14 protein-coding genes are annotated in these 11,319 nt (G+C 71.1%); 10 read left to right on the forward strand and 4 right to left on the reverse strand.

The window, feature by feature from the left end; genetic code table 11:
- Positions 1-34: 34 nt before the first annotated feature.
- The 3 genes from H8R02_RS11125 to H8R02_RS11135 are packed head-to-tail and all read right to left on the reverse strand — an operon-like array spanning position 35 to position 2,744.
- Positions 35-1,903: a tetratricopeptide repeat protein gene (locus H8R02_RS11125; RefSeq protein WP_187081461.1), complete on the reverse strand. Its 1,869-nt coding sequence runs from the start codon at positions 1,901-1,903 to the stop codon at positions 35-37.
- Positions 1,887-2,294, reverse strand: a complete 408-nt coding sequence (locus H8R02_RS11130) for a hypothetical protein (protein ID WP_187081462.1) — start codon at positions 2,292-2,294, stop codon at positions 1,887-1,889. The genes H8R02_RS11125 and H8R02_RS11130 overlap by 17 nt, the downstream gene beginning before the upstream one ends.
- Positions 2,295-2,297: 3 nt before the next feature.
- A complete protein-coding gene (locus H8R02_RS11135; protein ID WP_187081463.1) occupies positions 2,298-2,744 on the reverse strand; it encodes an OsmC family protein in 447 nt (148 codons plus the stop codon).
- Positions 2,745-2,908: 164 nt separating this feature from the next.
- On the opposite strand from H8R02_RS11135, the gene ilvA reads away from it, so the two are divergent.
- Positions 2,909-4,453 (forward strand): threonine ammonia-lyase, biosynthetic, encoded by a 1,545-nt coding sequence (gene ilvA, locus H8R02_RS11140; protein WP_187081464.1) that lies wholly within the window; start codon positions 2,909-2,911, stop codon positions 4,451-4,453.
- On the forward strand, positions 4,450-5,268 hold the full coding sequence (gene cobS / locus H8R02_RS11145; protein ID WP_187081465.1) for an adenosylcobinamide-GDP ribazoletransferase: 819 nt from the start codon (positions 4,450-4,452) through the stop codon (positions 5,266-5,268). The genes ilvA and cobS overlap by 4 nt, the downstream gene beginning before the upstream one ends.
- On the opposite strand, the gene H8R02_RS11150 is transcribed toward cobS, so the two are convergent.
- Complete coding sequence (locus tag H8R02_RS11150) at positions 5,223-5,765, reverse strand: type II secretion system protein N (protein ID WP_255429283.1); 543 nt, start codon at positions 5,763-5,765, stop codon at positions 5,223-5,225. The two genes, cobS and H8R02_RS11150, sit on opposite strands and share 46 nt — an antisense overlap.
- A gap of 40 nt (positions 5,766-5,805) precedes the next feature.
- Between H8R02_RS11150 and gspG the strand changes: the two genes are divergently transcribed.
- From gspG to gspN, 8 genes are read left to right on the forward strand one after another with little or no spacing between them, the layout of a single operon-like run.
- Positions 5,806-6,237, forward strand: coding sequence for a type II secretion system major pseudopilin GspG (gene gspG / locus H8R02_RS11155; protein WP_187081466.1), 432 nt, complete (start codon positions 5,806-5,808; stop codon positions 6,235-6,237).
- A complete protein-coding gene (locus H8R02_RS11160; protein WP_187081467.1) occupies positions 6,212-6,658 on the forward strand; it encodes a prepilin-type N-terminal cleavage/methylation domain-containing protein in 447 nt (148 codons plus the stop codon). Before gspG ends, H8R02_RS11160 begins: the two co-directional genes overlap by 26 nt.
- Complete coding sequence (gene gspI, locus H8R02_RS11165; RefSeq protein ID WP_187081468.1) at positions 6,659-7,012, forward strand: type II secretion system minor pseudopilin GspI; 354 nt, start codon at positions 6,659-6,661, stop codon at positions 7,010-7,012.
- Positions 7,013-7,014: 2 nt separating this feature from the next.
- The gene (locus H8R02_RS11170) at positions 7,015-7,719 is read left to right on the forward strand and encodes a PulJ/GspJ family protein (RefSeq protein ID WP_187081469.1); all 705 of its coding nucleotides are present in this window, start codon (positions 7,015-7,017) and stop codon (positions 7,717-7,719) included.
- Entirely contained in the window at positions 7,716-8,750 is a 1,035-nt protein-coding gene (gspK, locus tag H8R02_RS11175) for a type II secretion system minor pseudopilin GspK (protein ID WP_255429286.1), read from the forward strand. Before H8R02_RS11170 ends, gspK begins: the two co-directional genes overlap by 4 nt.
- Before the next feature lie 25 nt (positions 8,751-8,775).
- Complete coding sequence (gspL, locus tag H8R02_RS11180; protein WP_187081470.1) at positions 8,776-9,975, forward strand: type II secretion system protein GspL; 1,200 nt, start codon at positions 8,776-8,778, stop codon at positions 9,973-9,975.
- Positions 9,972-10,451, forward strand: a complete 480-nt coding sequence (locus H8R02_RS11185; RefSeq protein WP_187081471.1) for a type II secretion system protein M — start codon at positions 9,972-9,974, stop codon at positions 10,449-10,451. The genes gspL and H8R02_RS11185 overlap by 4 nt, the downstream gene beginning before the upstream one ends.
- An 11-nt stretch (positions 10,452-10,462) precedes the next feature.
- Positions 10,463-11,314 carry a type II secretion system protein N gene (gene gspN / locus H8R02_RS11190; protein WP_354004903.1) on the forward strand — a complete coding sequence of 284 codons (852 nt, stop codon included), beginning with the start codon at positions 10,463-10,465 and terminating at the stop codon, positions 11,312-11,314.
- Positions 11,315-11,319: the final 5 nt, after the last annotated feature.

The following is an 11,319-nucleotide window of genomic DNA, read 5'->3' on the forward strand; positions in this document are numbered from 1 at the left end:
GCCGCCAACCCTCGCCGGCGAACGCCCCGGCGCGCTAAGCCTGCGCCATGCGCTCGCGCAGGCCGGCGGCCACGCGCGCGAGCACGCTGTCCCAGTCGCCGGGCGCGGCCTGCCGCAGCAGCCGCGCGCCGGCATACCAGGGCGAGTCTTCGCGCGCGACGAGCCAGCGCCAGTCGGCGCTGTGCGCGAGCAGCAGCCACGTGGGGCGGCCGAGCGCCGCCGTGAGGTGCGGGATCGAGGTGTCCGACGCCACCACGACGTCCATCAGCATCGCCTGCGCGGCCGTGTCCGCGAAACCGCATTCGGAGAAGCGGGCCACGCGACCGTCCGCGGCAAGCAGCTGCTCGTCCTGCGGCGACACGTCCTTCTGCAGGCACCAGTAGCGCGGGCCGTCGGGCAGCGCGGGAAGCAGGCGCGCCAGGCCGATCGAACGGCGCCGGTCGGCGGCGAACGCCGGGTTGCCGGACCAGGCGAGGCCGACGTTCAGCCGGCCTTGCGGCACCTCGGCGCGCCAGCGTACGACGCGCGCAGGGTCTGCCTGCAGGTAGGGCTCGCCTTGGACGGCACCGAGCGCCGTGCCAAAGGCGAGCGGCGCGCTCATCAACGGGCACCAGAAGTCGGCCTGCGGCAGTTCGCCGCCAACGGCAACCACGTGCGCCACGCCGTCGAACGAGTGCCGAAGCAACTCCACCAAGGGCTTCTGCACCGCGAGCACCACTCGCGCACCGCGCTGCACCGCAAGCTGCGCATAGCGGCACAGCATGATCGTGTCGCCCAGCCCCTGCTCCGCGTGCAGCAGCAGCGTGCGTCCCGCGAGCGGTTCGCCGCGCCAGCGCGGCGCCGCAAGTTCCACATTCGGGTGGGCCAGGCGCGAAGCCCTGAAACGCCACTCGAATTCCCGCCAGCCCCGCTCGTAGTCGCCGTCGGCCAGCAGGGCGAGCGCCGCGTTGAAATGCACGTCGGCATCGTCCGGCGCAAGCGCCAGCGCGCGCTCGTAATGCGCCATGGCCTGCTGCGGCTGCTGCATCTCGCGCCATGCGTTACCCAGGTTCATCTCGAGCTTCGCATCCGGCGCGCCGCCGGCGCCTGCCGCCGCGCGGAAGTCATCCAGCGCTTCCTCGGGCCGGCCGATGTCCAGCAAGGTCCCGCCGCGGTTGATGGCGATCGAAGGCTCGCCCGGCGCCAGCGCCTCGGCGCGCGCGAAAGCCGCCAGCGCGTCGTCGCCGCGGCGCAGCTCGTTGAGCGCGGCGCCGAGGTTCATCCACGTCTGCCACGCACGCGGGTCCGCGGCGAGTGCCTTCTCGTAAGCGGCGACGGCTTCCTCGTTGCGGCGCAGCCCCGCGAGCGTCGCGCCGACGTTGCTCAGGACCTGCGGGTCGCCGGGGCGCAGCTCCAGCGCGCGGCGGCAGGCGGCGAGCGCTTCCTCGCCGCGGCCGAGCAGGTGCAGGGTCCAGCCCAGGTTGTTGTGGATCTCCGAGGCGCCCGGCCGCGCACGCACGGCCGCTTCGAAGGCGGCCAGCGCTTCCTCGTGGCGGCCGAGCGCGCGCAACAGCACGCCGCGGTTGTTCAGCGCCTCGGCAAACGCGGGCGCCCGCGCCACGGCCTCGTCGAACGCGGCCAGGGCTTCGTCGTTGCGCCCCAACGCCTTGAGCGAGAGGCCGCGCGCGTTGAGGGCCGCCGGGTTGCCCGGCGCGACCTGCAGCAACTCGTCGAAGCAGCCCAGTGCCGCCGCCTCGTCGCCGCGCGATCGCAAGGCCAGCCCAAGGCGGAACAGCACCTCCGGATGGCGCGGGTCGGCACTGCGCGCCTGCTGCAGCAACTGCACCGCCGCGGCCATGTCGCCGCGCTCGGCCGACATCATCGCCAGCGCCAGCAGGCCCGGCGCGTCAGCGGCGCGCGCCACCGCTGTGGTCCTTCTCCTCGACCAGGGGCGAGCCCAGCAGGCGGTTGATCTCGCGCTTGACCGCCGCGCGGCGGTCGTTGTTCGAGTAGATCGAGCGGGCGGCCGCGACGAAGCCGTCGCCGTGGTCGGCGGCCCGCGCGAACGCACGCACCTGGTTCTCGAGGTCCCACAGCGTGCCGTTGATGGCCTGCAGCTCGGCGACCTGCGCGTCCAGCGCCTGCGCGATGGCCTGCGTGTCCAGCTTGCCCGCGATGCCCTCCAGCAGCGTCAGCTCGCGCGCGACGTTGGCGAGCTGGCCCGGGTCGGTCATGCGTTCGCGCTTGATGCGCAGGATGGTGAGCTTGTCGAACAGCTCGCCCGCCGCGGCGGGGATCCACACCGGCTCCTGCATGCCTCAGCCCTCCAGCAGCTCGAAGCTGGTCGTCATCTCGGCGGTCTTCGCGAGCATCGCGCTCGCCGAGCAGTACTTGTGGTGGCTCATGTCGATGGCGCGCTCCACCGCTTCCTTCGGCAAGTTGCCGCGCACGGTGAAGTGCATGTGGATCTTCGTGAAGACCTTCGGGTCGGTGGCGGCGCGCTCGGACGTGAGCTTCACGCTGCAGCCGCGTACGTCGTGGCGCCCGCGCTTGAGGATCAGCACCACGTCATAGGCGGTGCAGGCGCCCGTGCCGGCCAGCACCGTCTCCATCGGCCGCGGCGCCACGTTGCGCCCGCCGTTCTCCGGCCGCGCCTCGTCCGGCGCGCCGTCCATGGCGATGACGTGCCCGCTGCCGGTCTCGGCCACGAACCCCATCCCCGACCGCGTGCCCGAGGCGCGGGTCCAGCTCACTGTGCATTCCATTTGCTTCTTTCGTCGGTGTTGTGCAGCGCAGCAAATGCTCGCTATACTGGCCGCAAGCGATATTTTCGCAACGGTTGTCTCCTCCACCTCCCTTGGTGGATTTAGCCCCCGCGCCTGCAAAGGCCGGGGGCTTTTTTAAGCCGTCTTTATGATTGTCGGTTCTCATGCCCAAGCACCTGCAACCTTCCGACTACCTGAAGAAGATCCTCACGGCACGCGTCTATGACGTTGCCGTGGAGTCGGCGCTCGAACCCGCGAAGAACCTCAGCCGCCGGCTGCACAACAAGGTGCTGCTCAAGCGCGAGGACCAGCAGCCCGTCTTCAGCTTCAAGTTGCGCGGGGCCTACAACAAGATGGCCCATCTTTCGCAGGAGCAGCTGCAGCGGGGCGTGATCTGCGCTTCGGCCGGCAACCACGCGCAGGGCGTCGCGATGGCGGCGCACCGGCTCGGCAGCCGCTCGGTGATCGTGATGCCCGTGACCACGCCGCAGGTGAAGGTGGACGCCGTCAAGGCACTCGGCGGCGAGGTCGTGCTGCACGGCGACAGCTATTCCGACGCGTACGGCCACGCGGTGGAGCTGCAAAAGAAGGAAGACCTCACCTTCGTGCACCCCTTCGACGACCCCGACGTCATCGCCGGCCAGGGCACGATCGCGATGGAGATCCTGCGCCAGCACCAGGGGCCGATCGACGCGGTCTTCGTGGCCATCGGCGGCGGTGGGCTCGTGTCCGGCGTGGCGGCCTACATCAAGGCCGTGCGACCCGAGATCAAGGTGATCGGCGTGCAGACCAGCGACTCCGACGCGATGGTGCGCTCCGCCTCGGCGAAGAAGCGCGTGACGCTGGACGACGTCGGCCTGTTCGCGGACGGCACCGCGGTGAAGCTCGTGGGCGAGGAGACCTTCCGCCTCGCGCGCGAGCTGGTGGACGAGTTCATCACCGTGGACACGGACGCCGTGTGCGCGGGCATCAAGGACGTCTTCATCGACACGCGCAGCATCGTCGAGCCCTCGGGCGCGCTCGCGGTGGCGGCCATCAAGCAATACGTGGCCACGAACAAGACGCGCGGGGAAACCTACGTCGCCGTGCTTTCGGGCGCGAACATGAATTTCGACCGGCTGCGCTTCGTGGCCGAGCGCGCCGAGGTTGGCGAGGAGCGCGAAGCCTTGTTCGCGGTGACGATCCCCGAGGAGCGCGGCAGCTTCCGCCGCTTCTGCGAGCTGATCGGCACGCTGCCCGGCGGGCCGCGCAACGTCACCGAATTCAACTACCGCATCAGCGACTCGAAACAGGCGCACGTGTTCGTGGGCCTCACGACGCACGGCAAGGGCGAGTCGGCCAAGATCGCGGCCAACTTCACGCGGCACGGTTTCGAGGCGCTGGACCTCACGCACGACGAGCTCGCCAAGGAGCACGTGCGGCACATGGTGGGCGGCCACTCGCCGCTGGCGCACGACGAGCGCCTGCTGCGCTTCGTGTTCCCCGAGCGGCCGGGCGCGCTGATGAAGTTCCTCTCGCACATGCGGCCCACGTGGAACATCTCGCTGTTCCACTACCGCAACCAGGGCGCCGACTACGGCCGCATCCTCGTGGGCATGCAGGTGCCGCCGGGCGACGCAAAGGCTTTCAAGGACTTCCTGGGCACGCTCGGCTACCCCCATGTCGAAGAGACGGACAACCCGGTCTACCGCCTGTTCCTGAGGTCGTGAAAAAGCTTGCGCGCGAATACCTGCTGGCCCTGCAGTACTTCACCCGCATCCCGGTGACGGGGCCGCTCGCCGAGTGGGCGGGCTACGGGCCGATCTCCGCGCGGGCATCCGCCGCCCACCTGCCCGGCGTGGGCATCCTGATCGGCATGGCCGCCTGCATCGCCTTCGCGGTGACATCGCTGCTGCTGCCCGACGTGGCGATGACGCCGCTGGCGGCGGCCATCGCGTGCACCGTGGCGACCGTGCTGCTCACCGGCGCATTGCACGAGGACGGGCTCGCCGACCTGGCCGACGGGCTGGGCGGCAGCGCCGAACGCGAACGCGCGCTGGAGATCATGAAGGACTCGCGCATCGGCTCCTTCGGCACGATCGCGCTGGTCCTAGCGTTCGGGCTGAAGGTGGCACTGCTGGCGGTCATCGCGGCCCAGTCGCCTGCGGGCGTGCTGGCGGCACTGATCGCGGCGCATGCGGTCTCGCGCTTCTGGCCGCTGGTGGTTGCCGCTTCGATGCCCTACGTTGGCGACGCCGCCACGTCGAAGTCGAAGCCGCTGGTGGAGAGCCTGGAGCAGCGCGCCGTGCACATCGGCGCCGCGTGGTGCCTGCTGCCTCTCGTGCTGATGGTGGCTGCCGGCCGGTTCGGCTTCATGCTGGTCGCGGTGGCCGCGAGCGCGGCTGCTTTCTGGTGGATGCGGCGGCTGCTGCAGCGGCGGCTGCAGGGCTACACCGGCGACGCGCTGGGCGCGGTGCAGCAGGTGGCGGAAATTGCTTTTTACCTGGGTGCCGGTGTGGGGATCGGCATCGGCGGCGGCCGCTGAACCGCGGGCGCCAGCTGGCCGGGCAGCGCAGGCTGCGACGTCGCCGCGGTGGGCGGCGGCAGTTCGAGCGTGAGCACAGGCTGGCCTGTCGCCGTGGACGCCAGCACGGCCTTGCGGCCCTGCACCGACTGCAGCACGATGCCTTCGTCGAGCTGCGCGCCGACGCGATACGGCTTGGGCGGCTTGCCGTCGACGGCAACAAGGGCCGCACCCTTGCCCGCTCCTTGTGCTGCCACGCCCACGAGCGCAAAGCGCGATGCCAGCGTCGCGACCGGCGCGGCACTTGCGCTGGCCGCCATCGGGTTCGCGCCCAGCAGGCGAGCGACCGCCTGCGGATCCACCGGGGGTGCGCTGCGCGCCGGCACGGCGGGGGCCGCGGCAGGCGCGGGCCGCGCGCTGAACTTCATGCCCCAATAGACCGCACTGGCGGCTGCGAGCGCCCACAGCGCGAAGCTTGCGCCGCGCACCGTCCAGTTGCTCGCGAAGGCCGTTGACATGCGGGCATTATCATTGAAGCGACTTGTCTCTCCCTCGAACATGAACCGCTTCGCTTCCCGGATCCGCCACGCCGGCTTCACCCTCATCGAACTGATGGTGGTGCTGGTCATCATCGGCGTGCTCGCCGCGCTGATCGTGCCCAACGTGCTGGACCGCGCCGACGACGCGCGCGTCACGGCCGCCCGCACCGACGTCAACAACATCATGCAGGCGCTCAAGCTGTACAAGCTGGACAACCAGCGCTTCCCCAGCACCGAGCAGGGGCTGCAGGCCCTGGTGCAGAAGCCGCAGGCCGCGCCCGTGCCGGTGAACTGGAAGCAGTACCTGGAGAAGCTGCCGAGCGATCCATGGGGCCGGCCCTACCAGTACCTCAACCCGGGCGTGAAGGGCGAAGTGGACGTGATGTCGTTCGGCGCCGACGGGCAATCCGGCGGCGAGGGAAAGAATGCCGACATCGGCTCATGGCAATAACCCCCAGCTCGGTTTCACCCTCATCGAGCTGCTGGTCGTCGTCGCGATCATCGCGTTCGCGACGGCGGGCGTGAGCTTCGCGCTGCGCGACACCGCCGACACGCAGCTGGAACGCGAGGCGCAGCGCCTCTCCGCCCTCTTCGAAACCGCCCGCGTGCAATCGCGCACCAGCGGCCTGGCCGTGCGCTGGCACCCCGTCGAAGGCGGATTCCGATTCGACGGGCTGCCGCCGGATACCTTGCCGACGAACTGGCTGTCCGCAGAAACCACCGTGCGCGGGACGGTGACGGTGGTACTGGGCCCCGAGCCGATCATCCCGCCGCAGGCGGTGGTGTTGTCGTCCTCCGCCGCGCCGGACCGCAGCCTGCGCATCGCGACCGATGGCCTGCGGCCGTTCGCCGTCAGTGCCGAAGGGCCATGAATGAGGTCGCGCGGCTTCACGCTCATTGAAGTGCTGGTCGCGCTCGGGATCGTGGCCATCGCGCTTGCCGCGGGCCTGCAGGCCACCACCGCGCTCACCAACAATGCGCTGCGCCAGTCCGATGTGCTGCTGGCGCACATCTGCGCCGAGAACGAGCTGGTGAAGGTGCGCCTGGCCAAGCAGATGCCCGGCGTGGGTGAAACCGACGTCGCGTGCGAGCAGGCGGGCCGTACGTACAAGGTGCACACGACGGTGGCGCCCACGCCGAACCCCAGCTTCCGCCGCGTGGATGCGCAGGTGTTCGACGGCAACTCGCCGATCCTTCGGCTCTCGACGGTCGTAGGCCGGTTTTGAGAATGAAAACCGCGCGCGGCTTCACCCTCGTCGAACTGCTGGTCGCGATCTTCGCGCTGTCGCTCATGGCCATGCTCAGCTGGCGCGGGCTCGACGGCATGTCGCGCGCGCAGGCGCAGACCTCGGCCCGCGCCGACGAAGTGCTGGCCCTGCAGACCGGGCTGGCGCAATGGAGCGCCGACCTCGACACGCTGGTGCAGTTCCCGCAGCTCGCTGCGCTCGAATGGAACGGCCGCGTGCTGCGCCTGACGCGCCGCGACACGACCTCGGCCACCGAGGGCGTGCACGTCGTCGCGTGGGCAAGGCGTGAAGGCCAATGGCGGCGCTGGCAGTCGCCGCCGCTCTTGACGCGCGGCGACGTCACCAAGGCCTGGGAAGAGGCGGACCTGTGGTCGCAGAACCAGGGCGGCGACGAGCAGTTGCGGCGCGAAGTCGTCGTGGCGCCGCTGGAAGAGTGGCAGGTCTTCTATTACCGCGGCGACGCCTGGACGAACCCGATGTCGAGCGACGCTTCGGGCCCGGGCATGGCGCCCAACCCGTTCGCCGCCGCGGCGGCCGCCGCCGTCGGCGCGGCGGGCCGCACCGGCCGCGTGGCGCTCGTGCCGGACGGCGTGCGCATCGTCATCACGTTGCCGCCGGGCCAGGCGCTCACGGGCCGCATCACGCGCGACTGGGTCAACCCGCAGGTCGGCGGGGGCAAGTCATGACGCGCGAATACCGTGTCCGCAGCCGGCCGGCCGCACGCATGCGCGGCCGCCAACGCGGCGCTGCGCTGCTGGCAGCCATGCTCGTCGTCACGCTCGTCGCCACCTTCGCCGCCGCCGCGCTCTGGCAGCAGTGGCGCAGCGTCGAAGTGGAGTCGGCCGAACGCTCGCGCGTGCAATCGGCATGGATCCTCACCGGCGCGCTCGACTGGGCGCGCCTGATCCTGCGCGAGGACGCGCGCGCGGGCGGCGCCGACCACCTGGCCGAGCCCTGGGCGGTGCCGCTGCAGGAGGCGCGGCTTTCGTCGTTCCTCGCCGCCGACCGCAACAACACGGCCGACATGGACAACGAAGCCCTCAACGTCTTCATCTCCGGCCAGATCACCGACCTGCAGTCGCTGCTGAACGTGACGAACCTCGTCGAATCGGGCACGGTGTCGCAGCCGCACCTGCGGCAGTTCGCGCGGCTCTTCGACCTGCTCGGCCTGCCGCAGGCACACCTGACCCGCCTGGTGGAAAACCTGCGCTTCGCGTCCGATATCCACGTCGACAACCGCTCTTCCGGCGAGGCGGCGCTGCTGCCGCAACGCGTGGAGCAGCTCGTGTGGCTCGGCGTGCCGGTGCAGACCGTGGCGGTGCTGGAGCCGTACATCACGATCCTGCCGGCTCGCCGTCCCGTCAACCTGAACACCGCCCCGGCCGAAGTGCTCTATGCCGTGCTGGAGGGCATCAGCATGGCCGATGCGCAGCGGCTCGTGTCCGAGCGCGAACGCTCGCACTTCCGCACGATCTCGGATGCAGCCAAGCTGGTCAGTGCCGGGCCCGGCGCCGAGGCGTTCGCGGACAACCGGGTCTCGGTCGCCTCCGGCTTCTTCGAGGTGCGCGGGCGCATCCGCCTGGGCAAGGTGGTGATCGAGGAGCGCTCGATCGTGCAGCGCGACGGGCTCGACGTGCGCGTGGTGCAGCGCGAGAAAGGCGTGGTCGACCCGACCGCGCTGTCACGCGCCGCGGCCGCCGCGACCGCGCAGCGCTGAAGCGCACCCCTACAATGCCGCGAGCATGAGTTCCCTCGTCGTCCTGCTGCCTGCCGATTCGTCCACCGAGTACGCGTGGGCGCTCACGCCCGACGGCCGCAGCGTGCAGGACCACGCCACCGCGCCGGCGGCGCTGCTGCCGCAGACGCGCGGGGCCGGTGCCGAGGTGGTCGCCGTGGTCCCGGTGCAATGCGTGTCGTGGCACCGCGTCGAGCTGCCCAGGGGCACGGCCGCCGGTTCGCCGCGCCTGCGCGCCGCCCTCGAAGGCCTGCTGGAAGAACGCCTGCTGGACGAGCCGGATGCCGTGCACTTCGCGCTGGAGCCCGGCGCGCGCGGCGGCGACTCCGCATGGGTGGCCGCATGCGACCGCGCCTGGCTGCGCAATGCCGTGCAGGCGCTGGACCAGGCCGGCCGGCCGGTGTCGCGCATCGTCCCGGAATTCGCCCCGCAGCCTTTCGAAACCCTGCACGTGGTCGGCGAGCCCGAGCGCGCGCTGCTGGTGGCGTGCGGGCCCAACGGCGTGATGTCCTTGCCGCTCTCGGCGAGCGCGCTCGCGCTCGTGCCCACGCCCGGCGATGACACGCCCCGAGTCGCCGACCCGGCCGTCGCGGCACTTGCGGAACAGGTGCTGCAGCACAAGGTGGAGTTGCAGCAGCCCGCGTCGCGCTGGGTGCAGGCGGCGCAGGGCGGCTGGGACCTCGCGCAGTTCGAATTCGCGAGTTCGGGCCGCGCCCGGGCGATGAAGAAGCTCTCCACCGGCTGGGGCGAGCTGCTGCGCGCGCCGCAGTGGCGGCCCGCCCGCTGGGGCGCGGCGCTGCTGGTCGCCGTGAACCTGCTCGGCTTGAACGCCTGGGCGTGGAAGGAACGCAGTGCGCTCGAAACCAAGCGCGCCGCCGTGCGAAATACACTGACCACGACGTTCCCTGCGGTGAAGGTCGTGGTCGACCCCCGCGTGCAGATGGAGCGCGAAGTGGCGGCCTTGCGCCAGGCCACGGGCGTGCCCTCCGGGCGCGACTTCGAATCGCTCATGGCGGCACTAGCCATGGCCATCCCGCCCGGCAAGTCGCCTTCGGGAATGGAATACGCCAATGGCGAGCTGCGCGTGCGCGGACTGGCGCTGAACCCCGGTGAAGCGAACGCGGTCACGACCGCACTCAAGGCGAACGGCTTCAATGCCGTGCCGCAAGGCGACGCCCTCGTCGTCACCCAGGAGGACGTCCGGTGAAGCTCGACGCCCTGCGCGCCCGCTGGGACATGCTCGCCGCACGCGAGAAACTGCTCGTCGCGGCCGCAGCCGGCCTCGTCGGCATCGCGCTCGTGTGGTGGATCGGCATCGCACCCGCCCTCGCCACCCTGCGCGCCGCCGACGAACAGCACCGCACGCTCGACGCCCAGCTGCAGCACATGCTGCGCCTCCAATCGCAGGCCCAGGCCATGCAAGGCCAGCCGAAGCAGACGCAGGACGAATCCATGCGGCTGCTCGAAGCGGCGATCCGCCAGCACCTGGGCATCACGGCGCGCTACACCATCCAGGGCGAGCGCGTGACGCTCACGCTGGCCGGCACGCAGCCGCAGGCGCTCGCGCAGTGGCTCACGCAGGTGCGCGTGAACGCGCGCGCCACGCCCAGCGAAGTGCGCCTCGCGCGCAACCCCGCCGGCGGCTGGGACGGCACGCTCGTCGTCACCCTGCCTTCCCGCTGAAACCCCAGACCGTGGCACGCGCGACCTCGATCGACAGGCCGGCACGCTGGCGCTGGGCTGGAGCCGGCGCGCGGCCTCCCACACGCAGCGGGCCTGTCGCCGCGCCATGGGGTTGGGCCGCGGCCGGCGGCGTGCTCGGCCTGCTGCTCGCGATCGTGGTCTTCGCGCCCGCCACATGGCTCGCCTCCGCACTGGAGAGCAGCACCAACGGCCACCTGCGCCTCGACGATCCCCGGGGAACTGTGTGGGACGGTTCCGCGCGGCTTGTCCTCACGGGCGGCATCGGCAGCCAGGACGCGACGGCGCTGCCCGGCCGCGTGCAATGGCGCTTGCGCCCCCGCTTCAACGGCGTGGCCGCGCAACTGCGATCGGAATGCTGCGCCCCCGAGCCCATCGGCATGCGCCTGCGGGTGCGCCTCGGCGGCGCGCACGTGGACATCGCGGACGCCGCTTCGCAGTGGCCCGCGGCGCTGCTCGCCGGCCTGGGCACACCGTGGAACACCTTGCAGATCGACGGCGACCTCAGGCTGGCGACGCAGGGCCTTTCATTAGAATGGGCCGAAGGGCGCCTGGCCGTGGCCGGGCGCGCCGAGCTCGTCGCGCAACGCGTGGCGTCGCGCCTGTCTACCCTGAGGCCCATGGGCAGCTATCGCATCACCCTCGAAGGCGGGGCCGCGCCGACCTTGCGGCTGGAAACACTGGAAGGCAGCCTGCGCCTGCAGGGCCAGGGCCAGTGGGTGGGCTCGCGCCTGCGCTTCGCGGGCGAGGCCACGGCCGAGCCCGAGCGCGAAGGGGCCCTGTCGAACCTTCTGAACATCATCGGGCGGCGCAACGGCCCCCGCTCCATCATCACCATAGGCTGAAGCCG

Source organism: Ramlibacter albus (assembly GCF_014297445.1).
GTDB classification, from domain to species: domain Bacteria; phylum Pseudomonadota; class Gammaproteobacteria; order Burkholderiales; family Burkholderiaceae_C; genus Ramlibacter; species Ramlibacter albus.